20 protein-coding genes are annotated in these 21,741 nt (G+C 73.3%); 6 read left to right on the top strand and 14 right to left on the bottom strand.

Annotated elements, in window-relative coordinates:
• The first annotated feature begins 84 nt into the window (after positions 1 to 84).
• The 6 genes from G495_RS0107710 (at position 85) to G495_RS22805 (ending at position 5,834) form a co-directional block, all read left to right on the top strand.
• Entirely contained in the window at positions 85 to 987 is a 903-nt protein-coding gene (locus G495_RS0107710; protein WP_028587335.1) for a selenium metabolism-associated LysR family transcriptional regulator, read from the top strand.
• A 43-nt stretch (positions 988 to 1,030) separates the two neighbouring features.
• Positions 1,031 to 2,080: a selenide, water dikinase SelD gene (gene selD, locus G495_RS0107705; protein WP_084458002.1), complete on the top strand. Its 1,050-nt coding sequence runs from the start codon at positions 1,031 to 1,033 to the stop codon at positions 2,078 to 2,080.
• Positions 2,081 to 2,112: 32 nt separating this feature from the next.
• Positions 2,113 to 3,669 (top strand): ASKHA domain-containing protein, encoded by a 1,557-nt coding sequence (locus G495_RS0107700; protein WP_028587333.1) that lies wholly within the window; start codon positions 2,113 to 2,115, stop codon positions 3,667 to 3,669.
• A 26-nt stretch (positions 3,670 to 3,695) separates the two neighbouring features.
• Complete coding sequence (gene lipB, locus G495_RS0107695) at positions 3,696 to 4,373, top strand: lipoyl(octanoyl) transferase LipB (protein WP_028587332.1); 678 nt, start codon at positions 3,696 to 3,698, stop codon at positions 4,371 to 4,373.
• Complete coding sequence (gene lipA, locus G495_RS0107690) at positions 4,318 to 5,184, top strand: lipoyl synthase (RefSeq protein ID WP_028587331.1); 867 nt, start codon at positions 4,318 to 4,320, stop codon at positions 5,182 to 5,184. The genes lipB and lipA overlap by 56 nt, the downstream gene beginning before the upstream one ends.
• A gap of 107 nt (positions 5,185 to 5,291) precedes the next feature.
• A complete protein-coding gene (locus G495_RS22805; RefSeq protein ID WP_028587330.1) occupies positions 5,292 to 5,834 on the top strand; it encodes a DUF2059 domain-containing protein in 543 nt (180 codons plus the stop codon).
• Between the two features lie 146 nt (positions 5,835 to 5,980).
• Here the strand turns inward: G495_RS22805 and recJ are convergent, their stop codons facing one another.
• The 14 genes from recJ to hrcA form a co-directional block, all read right to left on the bottom strand.
• Positions 5,981 to 7,678 (bottom strand): single-stranded-DNA-specific exonuclease RecJ, encoded by a 1,698-nt coding sequence (recJ, locus tag G495_RS0107680; protein WP_028587329.1) that lies wholly within the window; start codon positions 7,676 to 7,678, stop codon positions 5,981 to 5,983.
• A gap of 72 nt (positions 7,679 to 7,750) precedes the next feature.
• The gene (locus G495_RS18210; protein ID WP_156939632.1) at positions 7,751 to 8,707 is read right to left on the bottom strand and encodes a tetratricopeptide repeat protein; all 957 of its coding nucleotides are present in this window, start codon (positions 8,705 to 8,707) and stop codon (positions 7,751 to 7,753) included.
• Positions 8,708 to 8,711: 4 nt separating this feature from the next.
• Positions 8,712 to 9,416, bottom strand: a complete 705-nt coding sequence (pyrF, locus tag G495_RS0107670) for an orotidine-5'-phosphate decarboxylase (protein ID WP_028587328.1) — start codon at positions 9,414 to 9,416, stop codon at positions 8,712 to 8,714.
• A gap of 8 nt (positions 9,417 to 9,424) precedes the next feature.
• Positions 9,425 to 10,042 carry a guanylate kinase gene (gene gmk, locus G495_RS0107665; RefSeq protein WP_028587327.1) on the bottom strand — a complete coding sequence of 206 codons (618 nt, stop codon included), beginning with the start codon at positions 10,040 to 10,042 and terminating at the stop codon, positions 9,425 to 9,427.
• Positions 10,035 to 10,292, bottom strand: coding sequence for a DUF370 domain-containing protein (locus tag G495_RS0107660; protein WP_028587326.1), 258 nt, complete (start codon positions 10,290 to 10,292; stop codon positions 10,035 to 10,037). The genes gmk and G495_RS0107660 overlap by 8 nt, the downstream gene beginning before the upstream one ends.
• A gap of 33 nt (positions 10,293 to 10,325) precedes the next feature.
• Positions 10,326 to 11,207: a YicC/YloC family endoribonuclease gene (locus tag G495_RS0107655; protein ID WP_028587325.1), complete on the bottom strand. Its 882-nt coding sequence runs from the start codon at positions 11,205 to 11,207 to the stop codon at positions 10,326 to 10,328.
• Positions 11,208 to 11,279: 72 nt separating this feature from the next.
• Positions 11,280 to 12,767, bottom strand: a complete 1,488-nt coding sequence (locus tag G495_RS18205; protein ID WP_051445177.1) for a radical SAM protein — start codon at positions 12,765 to 12,767, stop codon at positions 11,280 to 11,282.
• 2 nt (positions 12,768 to 12,769) lie between these two features.
• Entirely contained in the window at positions 12,770 to 13,813 is a 1,044-nt protein-coding gene (gene mnmA, locus G495_RS0107645) for a tRNA 2-thiouridine(34) synthase MnmA (protein ID WP_028587324.1), read from the bottom strand.
• 72 nt (positions 13,814 to 13,885) lie between these two features.
• Entirely contained in the window at positions 13,886 to 15,349 is a 1,464-nt protein-coding gene (gatA, locus tag G495_RS0107640) for an Asp-tRNA(Asn)/Glu-tRNA(Gln) amidotransferase subunit GatA (protein WP_028587323.1), read from the bottom strand.
• A gap of 15 nt (positions 15,350 to 15,364) precedes the next feature.
• On the bottom strand, positions 15,365 to 15,649 hold the full coding sequence (gatC, locus tag G495_RS0107635) for an Asp-tRNA(Asn)/Glu-tRNA(Gln) amidotransferase subunit GatC (protein ID WP_028587322.1): 285 nt from the start codon (positions 15,647 to 15,649) through the stop codon (positions 15,365 to 15,367).
• 38 nt (positions 15,650 to 15,687) lie between these two features.
• Positions 15,688 to 17,796 (bottom strand): ABC transporter substrate-binding protein, encoded by a 2,109-nt coding sequence (locus tag G495_RS18200; protein ID WP_051445176.1) that lies wholly within the window; start codon positions 17,794 to 17,796, stop codon positions 15,688 to 15,690.
• Between the two features lie 137 nt (positions 17,797 to 17,933).
• Complete coding sequence (dnaK, locus tag G495_RS0107625; protein ID WP_028587321.1) at positions 17,934 to 19,832, bottom strand: molecular chaperone DnaK; 1,899 nt, start codon at positions 19,830 to 19,832, stop codon at positions 17,934 to 17,936.
• Between the two features lie 214 nt (positions 19,833 to 20,046).
• Complete coding sequence (gene grpE / locus G495_RS0107620) at positions 20,047 to 20,625, bottom strand: nucleotide exchange factor GrpE (RefSeq protein ID WP_028587320.1); 579 nt, start codon at positions 20,623 to 20,625, stop codon at positions 20,047 to 20,049.
• A gap of 18 nt (positions 20,626 to 20,643) precedes the next feature.
• Complete coding sequence (gene hrcA / locus G495_RS0107615; protein WP_028587319.1) at positions 20,644 to 21,675, bottom strand: heat-inducible transcriptional repressor HrcA; 1,032 nt, start codon at positions 21,673 to 21,675, stop codon at positions 20,644 to 20,646.
• Between the last annotated feature and the right edge of the window lie 66 nt (positions 21,676 to 21,741).

Raw genomic sequence — 21,741 nt, 5'->3', positions numbered from 1 at the left:
GATAAGCAAGACAGGCCGCAAGGCCTGTCTTTTTTTCGTCCGGCGTCGTGCGCGGCGCAGTGCCCGCAGGGCAGGAGGGAGCCGATGGACATACGCCGCCTGGAAGCCTTCGCCAAGGTCTACGAGATGCGCAGCTTCTCGCGCGCCGGGCAGGAGCTGTACCTTTCGCAGCCGACCATCTCGGCCCATGTTTCGGCCCTGGAGGCCGAGCTGGAGGTGCGCCTGTTCGACCGCCTGGGTCGCAGCATCCTGCCTACCCAGGCCGCCGACGTGCTCTACCGCCACGCCCAGGACATCTTCGCCCGCGTGGCCTCGGCCCGGGCCGAGATCCAGCTGCTCCAGGAGCGCGTCGCGGGCGAGCTGCTGGTGGGCGGCAGCACCATCCCGGCCCACTACGTGCTGCCCTCGCTGCTGGCGCGCTTTGCCCGGCGCCACCCCGAGGTGCGCATGGAGCTGCGGGTGGGCGACTCCCAGGCCATCGTCCGGCGCATCCTGGCGGGCGAGGAGCTGGTGGCCATGGTCGGCGCCGGGGGCGACCACCCCGAGCTGGCCTTCGAGCCCATCCTGCGCGACGAGCTGGTCATCCTGGGGCCGGTGGAGGGCCCGGCGGCGGCGCAGGCCCAGTGCGACCCCCAGGAGCTGGCGGGGCTGCCCTGGGTCATGCGCGAGGCCGGTTCGGGCACGCGCCGGGCCTTCGAGCAGGGCCTGGGGCGCATCGGCGTGGACCCGCGCGCCCTGTCCGTGGCCCTGGCCGTGGAGAGCACCCAGGCCGCCCTGGCCAGCGTGCGCGCGGGCCTGGGGCTGACGGTGACCTCGCGCCTGGCCGCGCGGCCCCTGCTGGAGGCCGGGCAGGTGCGCGAGGTGCGCGTGTCCGGGCTGGACATGCCGCGCAACTTCTACCTCGTCTACCACGCCCGGCGCCACCAGTTCCCGGTGACGCGCTATTTCATCGACTTTTTGCGCAAGGAGTGCAGCCTGAGCCTGTAGGCAGGCCGCGCCCGCGCCAACGCAACCGAGAAGGAGCCCGGCCATGAGCGACACGCCCCGGCTGGTGGACACCGTCAAAGCGGCCGGTTGAGCCGCCAAGATCGCTCCCGGGGACCTGGAGCGAGTCCTTGCGGCGCTGCCCGTGCGCCCCGACCCCCGGCTCATCGCCGGGCAGGCCGTGGGTGAGGACGCGGCGGTGGTCCGCTTTCCCGCCGGTTGCGCCCTGGTGCAGACCGTGGACTTCTTCACGCCCATCGTCAACGACCCCTACCGCTTCGGGCAGATCGCGGCGGCCAACGCCCTGTCGGACGTGTACGCCATGGGCGGCCAGCCCCTGGCGGCCATGAACATCGTCTGCTTCCCGGCCAAGACCATGCCCCTGGAAATCCTTCAGGACATCCTGCGCGGCGGCTACGACAAGGTGCTGGAGGCCGGGGCCGTTCCGGCGGGCGGGCACAGCGTGGAGGCCGCCGAGATCAAATACGGCCTGGCCGTGTCGGGCACCATCGACCCCGGGCGCGTGGCCACCAACGCGGGCCTGCGCCCCGGCGACCAGCTGGTGCTGACCAAGGCCCTGGGCACGGGCGTGCTGGCCACCGCCGTCAAGGGCCGCTGGGACGGCGCCGACGAGCTGGAGCGCCTGGTCTGGGAGACCGCCGGGCGGCTCAACGCGGGCGGCGCGGCGGTGATCCGCGAGCTGGGCCTGCGCGGCGCCACGGACGTCACCGGCTTCGGCCTGGGCGGGCATCTGCTGGAGATGTGCCGCGCCTCGGAGCTGGACGTGGAACTGGACGTGGCCGCCGTGCCGCTGCTGCCCCAGGCCCTGGAGCTGGCGGGCATGGGGCTGGTGCCCGCCGGAAGCCACGCCAACCGCCATTTCTGCTCCTCGCGGGTCCAGGTCGGGCCGGAGGTGCCCCCGGTGCTGACGGACCTGATCTTCGACGCCCAGACCTCGGGCGGGCTGGTGCTGGCCGTGCCGCCCGGCCAGTTGGAGCGCGCCCGGGCCATGCTCCTGGCCGGGGGCGATCTGGCCGCCGTCATCGGCCGCGTGCGCCCCGCCGCCGGGGCCAAGGGGCGGTTGCACCTGCGCTGATTTTTCGTCTGCCTCCAGGCACCAAGGACGCCATGACCCTCGCCGCGACCATCGCCGTCACCGACGCCTGCGGGCGGACCCTGACCCTGCCCGCCGACCCCGCCCTGACCCTGGCCCAGGCCGCCTACCTGAGCGGGCATTGGAGCGCCCCGGCGCTGTGCTCGGGCCTGGGGCGCTGCGGGCGCTGCCGGGTGCGCTTTCTGGACGCGCCGCCCGCGCCCGTACCCGGCGAAGACGCGGTGCTCAGCGCGCAGGAGCTGGCCGCGGGCTGGCGCCTGGGCTGCCGCCACGCGGCCCTGCCGGGCGCGGCGGTGCTGCTGCCCGCGCGGCCCGTGGCCCCGGCCCCGGCCCCGGCCCCCGGCGGCCCGCCCCTGGCCCTGGCCGTGGATCTGGGCACCACCACCATCCACTGGCAGGCCCTGGGCCCGGACGGCGCGCCCGTGGCCGAGGGCGGCCTGCTGAACCCGCAGATGGGCGCGGGCAGCGAGGTCATGTCGCGCCTGGCCCTGGCCCGGAGCGGGGCGGCGCAGCACCTGCGGGCCCTGGTGCTGGACGCCCTGGCCGGGGTGGCCCGCGCGCTGCCCGGGCCGGTGGCCCGCCTGGCCGTGGCGGGCAATCCGGCCATGACCAGCCTGCTGCTGGGCCTGCCCGTGGACGGGCTGGCCGTGGCGCCGTACCGCCTGGACTACGCGGGCGGGCGCGAGGAGCCCCTGGGCCCCGGGCTGCCCCCGGCCTATGTGCCGCCGCAGCTGGCGCCCTTTGTGGGCGGCGACCTGTCCGCCGGGCTGGCGGCCCTGGCCCTGGGCGCCGCCGGGCCCGTGCCCGCCGCGCCCTTCCTGCTGGCGGACATGGGCACCAACGGCGAATTCCTGCTGGCCCGGGCGGACGGCGCCCTGCTGGCCGCCAGCGTGCCCCTGGGCCCGGCCCTGGAGGGCGTCGGCCTGACCCACGGCAACGTGGCCGGGCCGGGGGCGATCACGCGCTTCGCCCTGACCCCCACCGGGCTGGAAGCCACGACCCTGGACGGCGCCGCGCCCTCGCGTGCGGCCGGGCTCACGGGCACGGCCTACCTGTCCCTGCTGGCGCATCTGCTGCGCCTGGGGCTGGTCAACGCCCAGGGCCAGTTCCGCCCCGGGGCCACGCCCCTGGGCGCGCGGCTGGCCGAGCGCATCGAGGTGCGCGGCGGCGAGCGCGTCTTCACGCTCTTCGACGGCATGGCCCTGTCGGGCGCCGACGTGGAGGAGGTGCTCAAGGTCAAGGCGGCCTTCAACCTCGCCCTGTCGCGGCTGCTGGCCGAGGCGGGCCTGCGGCCCGGGGCGCTGGCCGCCCTGTGTCTGGCCGGGGCCCTGGGCGCCCATGTGGCCGTGGATGACCTGGAAACCCTGGGCTTCATCCCCGCCGGGCTGGGGACGCGGGTGCGCGCCGTGGGCAACACCTCCCTGGCCGGGGCGCGGCTGCTGCTGGCCGACCCGCAGGCCCGGGCCTGGGCCGAGGCCCTGCCCGCGCGGGTGCGCACCCTGGACTTGACGGGCGACCCCGCCTTCGGGCAGGAGTTCGTGGGCCGGATGCGTTTTTCTTTCGTGCCTTGAGGTTGCGAAGCCGTGGAGCCCCTTTGATGGAGATCGTGGATCTGGGCCTTGTGCCCTACCGGCAGGCCCAGGACCGCCAGCTCGAGCGCCACGCCCAGGTGCTGGCCGGGCAGGCGCCGGACACCCTGTTCCTGCTCGAACACCCGCCGGTCATCACCCTGGGCACGGGCGGGGGCCTGGAGAACCTGCATGTGCCTCCGGAGTTCCTGGCCGCCCGGGGCATCGAGCTGGTGCCCGTCTCGCGCGGGGGCAACATCACCTGCCATTTCCCCGGCCAGCTCGTGGCCTACCCCGTGTTCCGGCTGGACCGCCGCCCCGGCGGGGTGCGCAGCTTCTTCCACGACATGGAGGAGGCCGTCATCCGCGCCCTGGCGCGGGTGGGCGTGGCCGCCGGGCGCGCGCCGGGCCGCCCCGGGGTCTGGACGGCCTCGGGCAAGATCTGCTCCATGGGCATCGCCGTGAAGCGTTGGGTGACCTACCACGGCCTGGCCCTCAACGTGGCCCGCGACACGGCCCTGTTCGACCTGATCACCCTGTGCGGGCTGGCCGATGCGCGGCCCGCGTCGGTGCACGGCGAGCTGGAGGCCCGGGGCGGCGCCCCGGACGCCCCGGACGCGCCCCATTTTCCAGACATGCAGGAGATGAAGGATGTCCTCGCCCAGGAGTTCCGCGCGGTGTTCGAGCCGCATTCCCGAGTGGCTTAGGGTCACGCTGCCCAGCGACCCGGCCTTCGCCCGCACCGGGAGCCTGTTGCGCGACCTGGGGCTGAACACCGTGTGCCAGGGCGCCAAATGCCCGAACATCTACGAATGCTTCTCGCGCAACGTGGCCACGTTCCTCATCATGGGCCGCCACTGCACGCGCGCCTGCGCCTTCTGCAACATCGGCCTGGGCCGCGTGGAACCCCTGGACCCCGGCGAGCCCGCCCGCGTGGCCGAGGCCGCCGCGCGCCTGGGCCTGCGCCATGTGGTCATCACCTCCGTGACCCGCGACGACCTGCCCGACGGCGGGGCCGCGCATTTCGCGGCGACCATCGCCGCCGTGCGCGCCCGGATGCCGCGCTGCACCGTGGAGGTGCTCATCCCCGACCTGCGCGGCGATGCGGAGGCCCTGGCCACGGTGGTCGCTGCCGCGCCGCAGATCATCAACCACAACGTGGAGACCGTGCCCGAGCTGTACGCGGCCATCCGGCCCCAGGCCGGGTTCGAGCAGAGCCTGGAGCTGCTTGCGCGGGTCAAGGCCGCCGGGGTGACGTCCAAGAGCGGGCTGATGCTCGGCCTGGGCGAGACCGACGCCCAGGTCCGCCGCCTGCTGGAGCGCCTGGCCGGGGTGGGGGTGGATATCGTGACCATCGGCCAGTACATGCGCCCCAGCGCCGCGCACCCCGAGGTGGCGCGCTGGGTGCCCCCGGCGGAGTTCGAGGCCCTGGCCGCCCTGGGTGCGGAACTGGGCATCCCCCACGTCTACGCCGCCCCGCGCGTGCGCAGCTCGTACAACGCGGCCCTTTTCGCCTGATACCGGTCCGGCCCTGGCGCGCCCGGGCGTTCCGGGCCGCGCCGCCGGAGGTCGTCTGCCCGCGCCGTCTGCCCAGGGGCAACGGGGGGAACCCTGAGGAGGAGTGGATGTTGAGCTGTCGCGTTTCGTGCACGCATTTTTCGGCCCGGGCCGCGTGGGCGGCCCTGGTGCTGCTGGCCGCCCTGGCCCTGGGCCCGGCGCCGCGCGCGGCCCTGGCCGCCCCCGCCAGCCAGGACGACCTGGCCCGGCTGGCAGAACTCTCGGGCGGCGCCCAGATGGCCTCCGAGCTGTTCGGGCTCATGCAGCAGCAGATGGTCGCGGCCCTGCGCAAGAAGCATCCCGAGCTGCCGGACTATGTGTTCACCACGGTCCAGGAGGAGTTCCAGCGCGAGCAGGGTGCCTTCGTGCGCGAGGTGGTCGCGACCATCGGCCAGGTCTGGGGCCGCTACCTGAGCGCCGAGGAGGTCCGGGAGATGATCGCGCTGTACCAGAAGCCGGTGATGCGCAAGACCGTGGGGCTCATCCCCCAGGTCATGCGCGACAGCCAGCAGGTGGGCGCCAAGGTCGGCATGGACATGGCCGGGCGCGTGCTGCCCCGCGTCTTCCAGCGCCTGAAGGACGAGCACGGGCTGGACCTGCGCGGGAAATGACGCTGCGCGGGGGCGCGGCGATACGGCGGGCACGACCCGGCACGGCGCGCGCCGGGGATGCAGAAAGGGCGGCTCTGGCCGCCCTTTTTCGCGCCCTGCGTTCGCCGCTCCCGCGCCCCGGGCGGGGGGGGGGCGCCGCCTGCGCCCTACGCCGGCTGCCAGTCCTTGAGCAGCAGCTCGATGCTGGCCGTGCCCTGGTAGCGGTCGATCTTGGGGCAGAAGGCCACGCGGATGGTCTGGCCGCGCAGGGTCTGGGGCATGTGCGCGGCCTGGCGCCAGGCCTTGGCCTGGAGGATGGTGCCGCTGGTCTGGTCCATGAGCGAGAGCTTGACGTGGTCCTTGCCGAACACGCGCAGGTCGCGGACCTTCACCGGCGGCGAGGTGAACACGGGCTCCGCGTTGGCCGGGCCGAAGGGCTGGAGCATTTCCAGCTCCTTGAGCAGGTCGAAGCTGATGGCGCCAAGGGGCAGCTCGGCGTCCACCAGCAGGGTCGGGGTCAAGGGCGCGGGGCCGCACTGGGCGGTCACGGCCTCGTTGAAGCGCGTGCGCAGGGCGTCCAGGTTGTCCGGCGCCAGGGCCAGCCCGGCGGCCTGCTTGTGGCCGCCGAAGCGCTCCAGCAGCGCGGCGCACTCCCCCAGGCCCCGGTGCAGGTCGAATTCGCGGGTGCTGCGCCCCGAGCCCTTGATCCTGCCGTCCTCCTCGCACAGCACCAGCGTCGGCCTGTAGTGGCGCTCCACCAGCCGCGAGGCCACGATGCCGATGACCCCCGGGTGCCAGTGGGGCGCGAAGAGCACCAGCCCCGGGCTGTCCGGGAAGGTCTCGGCCTGGGCCAGGGCCTCGGCCAGGATGGCGTCCTCCTGGCCCCGGCGCTTGCTGTTCAGGGCGTCCAGGCGCCCGGCCAGGGGGCGGGCGGTCTCGTAGTCCGGCGCCAGGAGCAGGTCCAGGGCGGCCTGGGCGTGGTCCATGCGCCCGGCGGCGTTGATGCGCGGGGCCAGGGAGAAGCCCACCTGCCCGGCGCCCAGCTCCACCCCCGGGGCGTAGCCGCTGGCCTCCTTGAGGGCGGCGATGCCCGGGCGGCGGGCCTCGGCGATGAGCAGCAGCCCGTTCTTGACCAGGATGCGGTTCTCCCCCTGCAGGCGCACCACGTCGGCCACCGTGCCCAGGGCCACCAGGTCCAGCAGGGGGCGCATGTCCACGGGCTCGCCGGGCAGCAGGCGGTTGACGGCGGCCATGAGCAGGAAGGCCACGCCGACCCCGGCCAGGTCCGGGCAGGGGCAGGGCCCCAGGCGCGGGTTGGCCACGGCGTGGGCCGGGGGCGGCCCCTCGGGCCCGGGCAGGTGGTGGTCGGTGACCACCACGGTCATGCCCAGCTCGCGGGCGCGGGCGATCTCGGCGTGGCTGGTGACGCCGCAGTCCACGGTGAGCAGCAGGTCCACGCCCTGGGCGGCCAGGGCCTCGATGCCCTCGCGGCTCAGGCCGTAGCCGTCCTGCACGCGGTGGGGCAGGAAATGGCGGGCGGCAAGGCCCCGCCGGGCCAGGAAATCCGTGACCAGGGCCGTTGCGGTCACGCCGTCCACGTCGTAGTCGCCCCACACGCACAGGGTGCGGCCCTCGGCCAGACCCTGGGCCAGCACGGCGGCGGCCTCGGTCAGCCCGGGCAGGGAGCCCGGGGGGCTCAGGTGGCGCAGGCCCGGGCTCAGATACACGTCCATCTCGGCCAGGGAGGTGAGCCCGCGCCGCCAGAGCAGGCTGGCGATGAGCGGGCTGACCTCCAGGCGCCGGGCCCAGTCGGACAGCTCGGCGGGCTCCGGGGGCGCGGGGCGGGGGGTCCAGTTCTGTTTCATGGCGGCGGGGGGAGGCTGGGGGCCCGGGCGGCGGCCGCAAGCGGGGCCGCCGGGCGGCCCGGGGCACCCGGGCTAGAAGTTCATGTCGTAGCTGGTGGAGGGATTCTTCTTGGCCTTCTTGCGCTGGGCGGGCTGGGGCAGGGTCGCCCCGCTGATCTGGTTGCCGTGCGTGTCCACCAGGCCCTTGTCCAGCAGGAACTTGCGGAACTGCTCGGCCTCGGCGAAGCCGGGGTTCAGCTCCAGGGCCCGGGTCAGGCTCTTGAAGGCCTGGGCGAAGAGTTCCTTCTCGTAGTAGGCGCGGGCCACGTTGTAGTGCAGGTGCTCGTCGCGGTCCGAAAGCTCCATGGCCCGCTCGTAGTATTCCACGGACTGTTCGTACATCTTGTTCTTGCGCAGGTTGATGCCGAACTCGTTGAACAGGTGCTTGTGTTCGGGCTCGAAGGCCGCGTCGAGCTTCACCAGCCGCTCGAAGATGTCGTTGGCCCGCGTGTCGTCGCCGCGGTCGAGGTAGGTCAGGCCCAGGCCGAAGTTGGCGCGGATGTTCTCCTCGTCGATGGTCAGGGCGGTGCTGAACTCCATCTCGGCGCTGAAGGTTTCGCCCTTTTCGCGGTGCTTTTCGCCCTTGGCCACGGTGTCCGACAGCTCCTTCATCTTGGGGTAGACGGTGGAGATGTAGAACTCGGGCTCGGGGGAGAACTTTTCCAGGAAGTCTTCGGTGGGCACGCGGCGCTTGGGGCCGGAGGGCACGTAGTTCATGTTCAGGGGCTGGATCTCGACGTTGCCGTCGTCCAGCTGCTTGACGAACCAGAAGGACTTCTTGACCGTCTTGCGCGAGGTGGTGCCGGTGCCCACGCGCTGCACGATCTGGGTCGAGAACACGCCGGAGATCTTCTCCTTGTGCTCGGCGCCCTCGGCGCGCCGGGGCGCGGGCCCGCCCACGGGTGCGGCGGGGCCGTCGGGTGCGGCGGGGCCCACGGCAGCGGCGGGGCCCACGGGAGGCGGCGTGTCCTTGGTCGTTTCGTCCGTCATGGGCCTACCTTACGCCGGATTGACGCATTTGTTCAAGAAAAGAAAGGGCGGCGGCTTGCGGGTCCGCAGCCTGGGTCACGGGGCGCCCGGCCACCAGGAAATCCGCCCCGGCGGCCACGGCCATGGCCGGGGTCATCACCCGGCGCTGGTCGTCGTCGGCCCCGGCGGGGCGGATGCCGGGGGTCAGGCAGAGGAAGCCCGGTCCGCAGGCGGCCTTCACCGCCCGGGCCTCGTGCCCCGAGCAGACCACCCCGTGCAGCCCGGCCTCGCGCGTGGCCCGGGCCAGGTCGAGCACCAGGTCGGCCACCGTGCGCCCCGGCCCCAGGGGCAGGTCGCGCTCGTCCATGCTGGTCAGCACCGTCACGGCCAGCAGCAGCGGCGCGGCCCCGGGGGCGGAGGCCTCGTCCAGGCCCTGGCGCGCGGCATGCATCATGCGCGCCCCGCCGCTGGCGTGGACGTTGAGCATGTCCGCCCCGGCGCCCACGGCGCTACGCACCGCCCCGCGCACGGTGTTGGGGATGTCCAGGAATTTCAGGTCCAGAAAGACCTTGAAGCCCAGGCCCTTGAGGGCCGCGACCACGTCCGGGCCCTGGGCGGTGTACAGCTCCAGGCCGACCTTGACCCAGGTCACGGTGCCCGCCAGACGGGCGGCCATGGCCAGGGCGCTGGCCTTGTCGGGCAGGTCCAGGGCGACGACGAGCTCGGCCATGGCGCGCCTCATGCCGCCGGGCCGTGGACCACGGCGTCCAGCAGCCCGGGGTTCAGGGCCGGGCGCAGGCCCTCGGCCACGTATACGGCGCGCAGCCGGTCGTAGGCCGCGTCCAGGTCATCGTTGACGATCCAGTAGTCGAAGCCCGGCGCGCAGGCCAGCTCACCCGGGGCGTTGGCCAGGCGCTTCTGGATCACGGCCTGGTCGTCGCTGGCGCGGCCCAGCAGGCGGGCGCGCAGGGCCGCCAGGGACGGGGGCAGCAGGAACACGTGGCAGCCGCCCATGCTGGCCCGCAGCTGGGCCGCGCCCTGCACGTCGATGTCGAAGAGCACGTCGCGCCCGGCGGCGAGCATGTCGGCCAGGGCCTGGCGCGGGGTGCCGTAGCAGTTGCCGTGGACCTCGGCCCACTCGGCGAAGAACCCGGCCTCGCGGCGGCGCAGGAACTCGGCCTGGTCCAGGAAATGGTAGTCGCGCCCGTCCACCTCGCCCGGGCGCGGGGCGCGGGTGGTGCAGGAGACGGAGTAGCCCAGGCGCGGGAACTCGGCGCGCAGCCGCGCGGTCAGCGTGCTTTTGCCCGTGCCCGAAGGCGCGCAGATGACCAGCATCAGCCCCAGGCGGCTACTCATCGTCGCCCTCCTGGCTGAAGCGCTGGCCGATGGTCTCGGCCTGGATGGCCGAGAGCACCACGTGGTTGGAGTCCGAGACGATGATCGAGCGCGTCTTGCGGCCCTGGGTGGCGTCGATGAGCCGCCCGGCCTGGCGGGCATCCTCGCGCAGGCGGCGCATGGGCGAGGACGAGGGGTTGACGATGGCGATGACGCGGTTGGAGACCACGAAGTTGCCGAAGCCGATGTTGAGCAGTCCTGAGCTTTTCATGTCCGTTCCTTGCGGCTTGGCGCGCGGGGCGCGCTATTCGATGTTCTGCACCTGCTCGCGGCACTTTTCCAGTTCGGCCTTGAAGTCCACCACGATGCGGCTGACGGCGGTGTCCTGGGCCTTGTTGCCGCAGGTGTTGATCTCGCGGAAGCACTCCTGGAGCACGAAATCCAGGCGCTTGCCCGCGTCGGCGCCGTCGTCGAGCACCGCGGCCAGGGTTTCCAGGTGCGCGCCCAGGCGCGTCAGCTCCTCGGATACGTCGAGCTTGTCCGAGAGCACGGCGATTTCCTGGAGCAGGCGGTCCTGGTCCAGGTCGATGCGGTAGCGGTCGAGCATCTGCTGGATGCGGCCCTCCAGGGCCTCGAAGCGCTCCAGCTTGACCTGCGGGGTGCGCTCGCGCAGCTGGACCAGCCATTCGCCCAGGCGGATCAGGCGGTGGGCCAAGTCCTTGCGCAGGGCGGCGCCCTCGGCCAGGCGCGACTGGTCCCAGTCGTCCAGGGCGGCGCGCAGGCCGCGCTCCAGGCCCTCGGTCAGCTCGCGGGCGGGCTCGCCGCTGGTGTCGTCCCAGAGAAAGCCCAGGCCCAGCAGGCGCGAGAAGTCGGGCTTGAAGGAGTATTCCATGCGCGTGGCCAGGCGCTCCACCTGCGCGAACATGGCCTCGGCCAGGGGCACGTTGAGCTGCATGCCCAGAAGCTCGGGCCGCGAGATTTGCAGGTTCAGGCCGATGTTGACCCGCCCGCGCGTGGCCACCTCGCGCACCACGCGCTCCAGGCGCGTTTCCAGGGAGCGCACGTTGGCGGGCAGGCGCCATTTAATGTCCAGGTGGCGGCCGTTGACGCTCCTGATCTCCCAGTCCTGGGCCCAGTCCTTGTCTTGCAGGAGGAAGCGGCCAAATCCGGTCATGCTTTTCAACATGGTGGTTCCTGTGGGGTTTCCGCCGTGGGGCGGGTGGTGTGCGTGTCGTTCTCGCCCGGGCCGGGCCGGGGGTCAGGCCTGGTCCACGTCCAGCTCCGCGCCGCGTGCGGCCACGGGCCGGGCGCGGACCAGGTCGCGCGGGGCGGCCCCGGGGGCCGGGCCGGTCAGGCGGCAGGGCGTGAAATGCTCGCTCACGCCGCGTCGCGGGTCGCCGTATTCCAGGACCACGTCCACCCCGGGCAGGGCCGCCGCACGGCGGGCGAAGGCTTCGCTGGCGGCGCAGGCCACGGCGCGCAGGGCCGTTGCCCGTGCGGTCTTCTCCGGGCCGGGCAGCTGCCTGGGCAGGCGGGCCGCCGCCGTGCCTGGCCTGGGAGAATACGGGAAAACGTGCGCGTAGGAAAGGGGGAGTTTCGCGCAGCCCGCCAGCGTCTGGCGGAACTCGTCTTCGGTTTCGCCGGGAAATCCGGTCAGGATGTCCGCTCCCAGGCCGAAAACGGGCCAGATGGACCCCAGGCCCGCCACGGCGTCGGCCACGCCCTCGGGGCCGTAGTGGCCCCGGCCCATGCGCCGCAGCACCGCCGGGGCCAGGCTTTGCAGCGACAGGTGCAGATGCGGGCAGACCAGCCGCGCGGCGCCCAGCACGTCCAGGGCCCTGGGGCCGAGCTGGGCGGGGTCCAGCGAACTCAGGCGCAGCCGCGCGCGCCCGGCCCAGCGCGGGGCCAGGGCGGCGTCCACCGCCGCCAGCAGGTCCCAGAAGTCGCGGCCCTGGCCCAGGCCGTACTGGCGCAGGTTGACCCCCGAGAGCACGGCCTCGCGCCAGCCCGCCGCGAACAGGGCGTCCACCTCGGCGATCACCGCCCCGGGCTCGCGGCTCACCGGCCCGCCGCGCGTCAGCGGCACGATGCAGTAGGCACAGCCCTGGGAGCAGCCGTCCTGGACCATCACTGCGGCCCGGGCCCGGGCCGAGCCGCGCACGGCGAAGGGCGGGAAGGCCCGGGGGGCGGCGGGGGCGGCAAGAAGGCCGGGAGCGGCGTCACCCGGCGCCGGGGCGGCAGGGGCAGCGGCGGGAGCTGCCCCGGCGGGGTCCGGCGGGCGGGCGCCGGGCGGAGCCGGGGCGGGGACGGGGGTGCCGAATGCGCCGGGGGCGGTTGCGGCGGCTCGGGTGGTCGCGGGGAGGGAGGTGCCAGGGCTTGGGGCAGTCAGGGCGGGCGCTCCCGGGGGTCCGGGCGGGCCAGCCAGCAGTTCGGCCTTGCGCGCCTGGGGCACCACGGCCAGCCCCGGGAAGGCCCGGGCCAGCTCGGCGCCGTGGGCCTGGGCCGCGCAGCCCGTGAGCACCAGCCGGGCCCCGGGGCTCTGGCGCGCGAGCCTGCGCAGGGCCGCGCGCAGCCCGGCCACGGCCTTGGCCGTCACCGCGCAGGAGTTGACCAGGATGACTCCGGCCCGGCCCGGGTCGCCGGTTTCGGTGAGCCCCAGGGCGGCCCAGGCTTCGCGCAGGGCCTGGGTTTCGTACTGGTTGATGCGGCAGCCCAGGGTCAGGCAGTGGAAGCGCTCGGCGGGCATGGTCAGGCGATGATCCCGCCCGCGAGCACGGCGCCGTCCGGCGCGTAGACCACGGCCACCTGCCCGGGCGCGGGCAGGGACTGGGGCTCCAGGAAGGTCAGGGCCAGGCCGCCCGCGTGGTGCTCTACGGCCACGGGCTTGGCCTGCTGGCGGTAGCGCGTCTGGGCCGTGAGGGCCGCAGGCCACTCCCCGGGCGGCACCAGGACGTTGGCCCCGCGCGTGGTGCAGCCCCGGGCCTCCAGCAGCGGGCGCGGGCCCACCAGCAGGGTGTTGGCGGCCATGTCCTTGCCGATGACGTAGAGCGGCTCGCTGTGGGCCACGCCGATGCCGCGCCGCTGGCCCAGGGTGTAGCGCCACAGGCCCTGGTGGCGCCCGGCGCGGGCGCCGCCGGGCAGCTCGATGGGCCCCGGGCCGGGCAGGGCCACTCCGGCCCGCGCGGCGGCCCCGGGCAGAAAGGCGCAGTGGTCGTCGCCGGGGATGAAGCAGATGTCCTGGCTTTCTTCCGAATGGGCCGGGGCCAGCCCGCGCGCGGCCAGTTCGGCGCGCACGCGCGCCTTGGTCCAGGCGCCCAGGGGCAGCACGGCCCGGGCCAGGCGCTCCCGGGGCACCAGGGCCAGGAAGTAGCTCTGGTCCTTGGCGGGGTCGGCCCCGCGCAGCAGGCGCACGGCCTCGCCTGCGCCGTCCAGGCGCGCGTAGTGCCCCGTGGCCAGCCGGTCGGCCCCGAGGCCCTGCGCGGCGTCCAGCAGCAGGCCGAATTTCATGGCCGGGTTGCAGCGGGCGCAGGGGTTGGGGGTCAGCCCCGCCGCGTGGTCGCGCACGAAGGGCTCCACCACCAGGCGCCGGAAGGCGTCGGTGAGGTCCACCTCGTGCAGGGGCACGCCCAGGGCACGGCAGGTGGCGCCCAGAGCGCGCACGGCCTCGCGCCGCGCCGGGTCCGGCGGCAGGAAGTGGCCATGCACGGCCACGACCCGCTCCCCGGCCTCGCGCAGCAGGGCCAGGGCGAAGGTGCTGTCCGTGCCGCCGCTGACGGCCACGGCGATGGTCATGGGCGGGCGCCCTCCGGCGCTGGGGTCATGTCCGAAAAAGCGTTTGGCCTGGCGAGGGGGCGCAACAGGGGCCTAGAGCCCCGGGGCGGGCAGGGGGCCCAGGGCGCGTTCCAGCACACCCGCCACGGCCAGGAGCTCGGCCTCGCCGAAGGCCGGGCCCAGCAGTTGCAGGCCCACGGGCAGGCCGCTTTGCGCGCCCAGGCCCACGGGCAGGCTCAGGCCCGGCAGCCCCGCGAGGTTCAGGCTGATGGTGAAGATGTCCATCAGGTACATCTGCACGGGGTCGGCGTCCATGGCGCCCAGGGGCCAGGCCGTGACCGGCGACACCGGGCCGCAGAGCACGTCGCAGTGCTCCAGGGCCGCGGCGAAGTCCTGGCGGATCAGGCGCCGGACCTGGGCGGCCTTGCGGTAGTAGGCGTCGTAGTAGCCCGCCGAGAGCACATAGGTGCCGACCATGATCCGCCGCTGGACCTCCTGGCCGAAGCCCCGGCTGCGCGAGCGCACGTACATGTCCAAGAGCTCGCGGGCGTCCGCGTCGCGCAGGCCGTAGCGCACGCCGTCGAAGCGCGCGAGGTTGGAGCTGGCCTCGGCCATGGCGATGATATAGTAGGCCGCCACGGCGTAGGGCGTGTGCGGCAGGTCCACGGGCACCAGGGTCGCGCCCTGGGCCGTGGCGGCGTCCAGGGCGGCGCGGCAGGCGGCCTCCACCTCGGGGGCCAGCCCCTGGCCCCAATACTCGCGGGGCACGCCGATGCGCAGCCCGGCGAGGTCCGTGCGCGCGGCCATGGCCGCCAGGGCGTCGGGCACGGGGGTGTCCACGCTGGTGGAATCCTGGGCGTCGAACCCGGCGATGGCCTGGTAGAGCAGGGCCGCGTCCGGCACCGTGCGGGCCATGGGCCCGACCTGGTCCAGGCTTGAGCCGTAGGCCACGCAACCCCAGCGCGACACGCGGCCATAGCTGGGCTTGAGGCCCACGCAGCCGCAGAACGACGCGGGCTGGCGGATGGAGCCGCCGGTATCCGTGCCCAGGGCGCCGAAGCACTCCCCGGCGGCCACCGCAGCCGCCGAGCCGCCGCTGGACCCGCCGGGCACCCGCGCGGGGTCCCAGGGGTTGGTGGTCGGGCCGAAGGCCGACTTCTCGGTGCTCGACCCCATGGCGAACTCGTCCATGTTGGTCTTGCCGACGATGACCGCCCCGGCCTCGCGCAGCCTGCGGACCACGAAGGCGTCGTAGCAGGGCGTGAAATGCTCCAGGATGCGCGACCCGCAGGTGGTGGGCGCGCCCTTGACGGCGATGACGTCCTTCACGGCCACGGGCACGCCCCACAGGGGCCGCGCTGGGTCCGGGCCCTGGGCGTCCAGGGCCCGGGCCTCGGCCAGGGCCTGCTGCCCGGTGACGGTGACAAAGGCGTGAACCGTGGGCTCCACGGCGGCGATGCGCTCCAGGGTGGCGGCGGTGGCGGCCTCGGCGCTGACGCGCCCGGCGGCCAGGGCCTCGCGCAGCCCGGTCAGGGTCATGGTGTGCAACTCGGACATGGGCGGCTCCCCGGGCTAGACGATCTTGGGGACGACGAAATGGGCGCCGTCGGTTTCCGGGGCCGAGGCCAGAATCTCCTCGCGGGAGTAGCGGCTCTCGGCCTTGTCCTCGCGCAGGCGGGTGGGGCCGTCCACCGGGGAGTAGAGCGGCTCCACGCCCGTGGTGTCCACCTGGCCGAGCAGGGCCATGTAGTCGAGGATGTCGTTGAACTGCGCGGCGAAGGCGTCCAGGCGGTCCTGGTCGATGCCCAGGCGCGCCAGGGCGGCGATGCGCGCGACCTCTTGGGGGCTGACTTTCATGCGTGTCTCCTTGGGTGCGGGCCGGGCCGGGCTGCGGCTCACTGCGCCCGCTGCCGCTCCAGCAGCTCGTGCAGGCGCTGGTTCACTTCCTGGTTCTCGGGGTCGGCCTGCTGCATGCGGCGCAGGGTCTCGATCTCGTTTCGCTGGCGGATGGAGCTGGCGCGCTCGTCGTGGCGCGCGCGGGTGCGCTCGAGCTGCGTGGCCAGCCGCGCGAGGTCCACGGGCAGGAAGCCGCCCTGGACGGGCTGGAACAGGAACAGCTCCTGGCTGCCCTGGCCTGCGGCGTCCCAGCGCATGGGCGCCATGCTCCACTGCACCTCGCGGGCCCCGGCCAGGGCGTCGTTGACCACGCCCGGGGTCCAGCCAGCGGGCAGGGGCGCGATGGCCTGGGCCAGGTGGATGAAGTCGTAGCCCAGGGCGACCCACAGGTCGGGGGCGCCCAGGCCGTCGGCGCGCAGGGCCTCGTGCAGGGCACGGGCTCCAGGGGCCGGGTTCTCGGCCCACCATGCGCCGGGGAACACCGCCAGCCGGAAGTAGTTCATCTCCACGGCGGGGTCCTGCTCCAGGCCCTGGGCCCACAGGGCCGGGCCCAGCAGCAGCAGGCGGTCTTCGTCGTAGAAGAAGAATTGCGGGGCCAGCACCTTGGCCTGGGACCAGCCGTCGGGCAGGAACACGGCCTGGAACCCCGGGCGCGGCGGCACGCGGCGGTCCTTGGCGGCGCGCGGGTCGGTGCCCAGCAGGGCGGCCACGGCGGCGCCCCAGCGGGTGGGGTCGTCGCCCGGGTAGGTGCCCGTGGTCTTGATTTCGGCCTGATGGGCCGCCGCCTGCTGGGCGAAGGCCTGGGCGTAGCGCTGGCCGAAGGCCGCGTCGGGCGCCAGCACCGCGTGGCTGCGGATGCCCAGCTTCCCGGCGGACAGGTCCAGCAGCGCGCGCGTCTGGTCCTCCACGCTGCTGAAGAAGCGCCAGGCGTCCTTGCCTTCCTGGGGGCCCTCCAGGCGCGGCAGGAAGGCGAACACCGGGCGGCGGGCCAGCAGCGCGCGGCCCTGCATCTCGTGCAGGCGCTCCAGTTGCAGCGGCCCGCCCATGAGCGTGCAATCCGCAGGCAGGGCGGCGATCTCGTCCAGCCAGCCCGGGGTGTCGGTGTTCACGACGTGCACGACCATCTGCCCGCCCTGGGAGACGATGCCCCACTGGGCGGCGCCCGCGCCGCGCAGCACCTTCCAGCCGATTTCCCCGAAGGGGCCCGACAGGGGCAGGGCCAGGGCCACGCCGCCCGAGGGCACGCCGAAGCGCGAGCGCAGCGGGGTCAGCACGCCGCCCACCAGGGTCCGGTCGGCCACCTCGCCCTGGCGCGAGATGCCCGACAGGATGCGCCAGGCCGACGGCCAGTTCTTTTCCTGCAGGCCCAGGCGGCGGGCCTGCTCCAGGCGCACGATGGTGTAGGGGAAATTCCATTGCGACTGGGGCGGGGTCAGGCGCACCAGATCGGCCAGGATGGCGTCGTCCAGGTCCTGGAGTTCGGCCAGCAGCCCGGCTTCGAGCTGCCCGCGCGGCAGGGGCGAGGGCTCGGGGGAGTCGGCGTACAGGCGCTCCAGGGTGCGCATGGCCTCCTCGTAGCGCCGCTCGGTCCACTGGTCGCGGGCCACGGACAGTCCGGCGCGCAGGCGCAGGTCCCACGGGCGGGCGGAGTCGCGCAGCAGGCTGTCGAGGTGGGCCCGGGCCTGCTCGGGCTTGCCCGAGCGCACCAGGACCTCGACCAGGGCGCGGTTGTAGTCCCAGCCGTCGCGGGCGTCGGGGCGCAGGCGCGCGATGTTGTCCAGGGCCTTGCGGGCCAGGTCCAGGTGGCCCAGGGCCGCAGCGCTGTCGGCCAGGCGCTGCCAGGCCTCGGCCTCCTGGTCGGGGTCCAGCCCGCCGCGGTTGAGCAGGCGGCGGTGCAGGTCTTCGCTGGTGGCGTGGTCGCCGTCCTGGTGGGCCTGGAGGGCGCGCGATTCCAGGTCGCGCACGGGCATGCCCGCCTGGGCGTCGGGGGTGCGGGCCACGGGCGGCTTGGGGCCGCAGCCCGCCAGCAGGGTCAGGGCCAGCAGCAGGGCGCACAGGGCGGCGGGAAGCAGGAGGCGCAGGGGCCGGAGGGTCGGGTCGGGTGTCATGGCTTCGCAAAACGTCGGGCGGCAGGTGGCCGCCCGGTTGAGGATGGAAAAATGGCCTGCCCGCCGTATGGGCGGACAGGCCAAGCTATCCATGTTCCGGGCCAAAGGCAAGCCCGCGAGGGCCCGCCGGGCCGGGCTCAGACTTCCTTGTAGTCGGCGTCCACCACGTCGTCGTCCTGCTTGCGCCCGGCCTGGGGGCCCGCGTCGCCGGGCTGGTCGGCCCCGGGCTGCTGGCTCTGCTGCTGGTAGAGCTTCTCGGCCAGCTTGTGCGAGGCCTGGGCCAGCTCGGCTGTGGCCTTTTCGATGGCCTGGGCGTCGCCGCTGTCCATGAGGCCCTTGAGGGCTTCGACCTTGGCCTCGATGTCGGCCTTGGTGGCCGCGTCGAGCTTGTCGCCCAGGTCGCGGATGGACTTCTCGGAGGTGTAGATCAGCGTGTCGGCCTGGTTGCGGACCTCGATGAGCTTCTGCTTCTGCTTGTCCTCGTCGGCGTGGGCCTCGGCCTCCTTGACCAGGCGCTGGATGTCGGCGTCGGTCAGGCCCGAGGAGGCGGTGATGCGGATGGACTGCTCCTTGCCGGTGCCCATGTCCTTGGCCGAGACGTTGACGATGCCGTTGGCGTCGATGTCGAAGCTGACCTCGACCTGCGGCAGGCCGCGCGGCGCCGGGGGGATGCCCGTCAGCTCGAAGCGGCCCAGGGTCATGTTGTCGCCGGCCATGGGGCGCTCGCCCTGGAGCACGTGGATGGACACGCTGGGCTGGTTGTCCGCCGCAGTGGTGAACACCTGGCTCTTCTTGGTGGGGATGGTGGTGTTGCGCTCGATGAGCTTGGTGAACACGCCGCCCAGGGTTTCGATGCCCAGGGAGAGCGGGGTCACGTCGAGCAGCAGCACGTCCTTCACGTCGCCAGCCAGGATGCCGCCCTGGATGGAGGCGCCCATGGCCACCACCTCGTCGGGGTTCACCGAGCGGTTGGGCTCCTTGCCGAAGAGCTGGGCCACCTTCTGCTGCACCAGGGGCATGCGCGTCATGCCGCCCACGAGCACGACCTCGTCGATGTCGGCGGGCGAGAGCCCGGCGTCGGCCAGGGCCTTCTTGCAGGGGCCCACGGTGCGCTCCACCAGGTCTTCCACCAGCTTTTCCAGCTTGCCGCGCGAGATCTTGACCAGCATGTGCTTGGGGCCGGTCTGGTCGGCGGTGATGAAGGGCAGGTTGACCTCGGTCTCCTGCGCGGTGGACAGCTCCTTCTTGGCCTTCTCGGCGGCCTCCTTGAGGCGCTGCAGGGCCATGCGGTCGGCGGACAGGTCGATGCCGTTCTCGCGCTTGAACTCGCCCACGAGGTAGTCGATGACGCGGTGGTCGAAGTCCTCGCCGCCCAGGAAGGTGTCGCCGTTGGTGGCGCGGACCTCGACGACGTTGTCGCCCACCTCGAGGATGGAGATGTCGAAAGTGCCGCCGCCCAGGTCGAACACGGCGATCTTCTCGTTGGCCTTCTTGTCGAAGCCGTAGGCCAGCGAGGCCGCCGTGGGCTCGTTGATGATGCGCTTGACGTCCAGGCCCGCGATGCGGCCCGCGTCCTTGGTGGCCTGGCGCTGGGAGTCGTTGAAGTAGGCCGGGACGGTGATGACCGCCTCGGTGACCTTCTCGCCCAGGTAGGCTTCGGCGTCGGCCTTGAGCTTTTGCAGGATCATGGCCGAAATTTCGGCGGGGCTGTAGGTCTTGCCCGCGATCTCCACGTAGGTGTCGCCGTTGGAGTGCTTGACCAGCTTGTAGGGGCACGAGCCCTTCCACTTGGCGATCTCGGGCTCGTCGAAGGCCCGGCCCATGAGCCGCTTGATGGCGAAGACGGTCTTTTCCGGGTTGGTCACGGCCTGGCGTTTGGCCAGGTCGCCCACCAGGCGTTCCTTGTCCGTGAAGGCCACGATGGACGGCGTGGTGCGCCCGCCCTCGGGGTTGGTGATGCACTTCGGGTCCTTGCCTTCCATGATGTAGACGCAGGAGTTGGTGGTCCCGAGGTCGATGCCGATGATCTTGCCCATGCGTGCTCCTCCTGATGCGAAATATCGTAGGGGGTCAATCGAAAGCGCGGCCTGCGCCGCGCCGCTGTTTGCTGGGAATGGATGTAAGGCCGTGATTGCGGTTGTAAAGAGGCGGGTGCAACTTTTTTCACCTGGGCCGGGCGGGTCGGCGCGGGGCGAAAAAAAGCCGGGCGCGCGCGGCACCCGGCTTTTGGGGCCCAAGGGGCCGTGCGGGCTATTGCCCGGCGTTGACCATGACCTTGGCCGGGCGCAGCAGGCGGCCGCTGAGCTTGTAGCCGCGCTGGAGCACGCGGGTCACGGTGTTGGGGGCCAGGTCGTCGCGCTGGTCCTGACCCACGGCCTCGTGCAGCTCGGGGGTGAACTCGGCCCCGGCCTCGCCCACGGGCACGAGCCCGTTGGCCGCCAGGGCGTCCAGCAGGGCCTTGCGGGTCATGTCCACGCCCAGTACGAAGTTTCTGGCCGCCTCGTCCTTTGGGGCGTGCTCCAGGGCCAGGTCCAGGTTGTCCAGGGCGGGCAGCAGGTCGGCCAGGACCTTCTCGGAGGCGTACTTGCGGTGCTCCTCCTTTTCGCGCTCCAGGCGCTTGCGGGTGTTGTCCAGCTCGGCCAGGGCGCGCAGGCGGTCGTCCTCGGCCTGGGCGGCCACGGGGCAGGCCGGGCAGAGGCGGTCGCGGCACAGGGCCTGCAATTCGTCGGCGGTGAGTTCGAGCTCCACGGCGGCGGAGGCGCCGTCCGCAGCCTCGGGGGCGGCGGGGGCCCCGTCCAGGAGGGGGTCCTGCGTGCTGTCCTTGGTCATGGTCGGGGGATCCTTTGTTCAGTAGCGGGTTTCCAGCAGTTCGGTGAGCATGCGCGCGGTGAAGTCCACCACGGGCACGACCTTGGCGTAGTCCATGCGCAGGGGGCCGATGACCCCGATGACGCCCCGGGCCGCGCCCGCGCCGCCGTAGGGTGCGGACACCAGCCCGTAGTCGCCCGCGCCGGGGCCGGGCTCGGCGGCGGCGAACCTGATGCGCGCGCCCCCGGCCTCCATGGTGCGTTCCAGCAGTTCCAGCAGGCGCTTCTTGTCATCGAGCATGCGCAGCAACTCGCGCAGGGCCTGGGCATCGGAAAATTCGGGCTGGCCCAGCAGGTGCAGGGCGCCGTCGCAGAACAGGTCGCGCTCGCCCAGGGGCGCCACGGCGTCGCGGGCCAGGGTCAGGGCGCGGGTGTACAGCCGCGAGAGCCGCCTGCGGGCCCCGCCCAGTTCGGCCAGGATGCGCGCCCGGGCCTGGGAGAGGGTCTGCCCCGCGTAGTGGTGGTTCAGGTAGTTGCCGTAGGCCGTGAGATCGTCGCGGGTGATGGCCTCGTCCACGTCCACCAGCCGGTTCTGGATCACGCCGCCTTCCAGCACCAGCACGGCCATGGCCGTGCGCGGGCGCACCAGCACGAAGTCGATGCTTTTCCAGCGCACGTCGTTGCCTTCCGGCGCCAGGACCATGCCCATCTGCCGCGCGTGGGCCGAGAGCAGCCGCGAACAGTGGCGCAGCACGGCGGACAGCTCCGCGCCCGCGCTGCCCAGGCCGTCGCGGATGTCGCGCTGCTCGCTGTCGGCCAGCGCGGCCCGGGCCGGGGCGTTGCGGAAATAGTGGGCGAAGGCCTTGGGCGTGGGCACGCGCCCGGCGGAGGTGTGCGGCTGCTCCAGGTAGCCCGCCTCGGCCAGCTCGGCCATGGTGTTGCGCATGCTCGCCGACGACAGGCACAGGCCGCTGGCCTTGGCCACGGCGCGCGAGCCCACAGGCCGGGCCGTGCCGATGTAGGCCTCGACGATGGTCGTCAGGACCGTGTGCTGTCTGGGCGTGAGCTGCATGTCGGGCCCCTCCTTGCTGTGCGGGGCTTTGCCTTTGCGGGTGCGGGTTCCGGCACTGTGACTAAT

This window comes from Desulfocurvus vexinensis DSM 17965 (genome assembly GCF_000519125.1).
GTDB lineage: Bacteria > Desulfobacterota > Desulfovibrionia > Desulfovibrionales > Desulfovibrionaceae > Desulfocurvus > Desulfocurvus vexinensis.
Note: the sequence above shows the minus strand (reverse complement) of the source record. Positions and strands in the feature narration are given on the sequence as shown.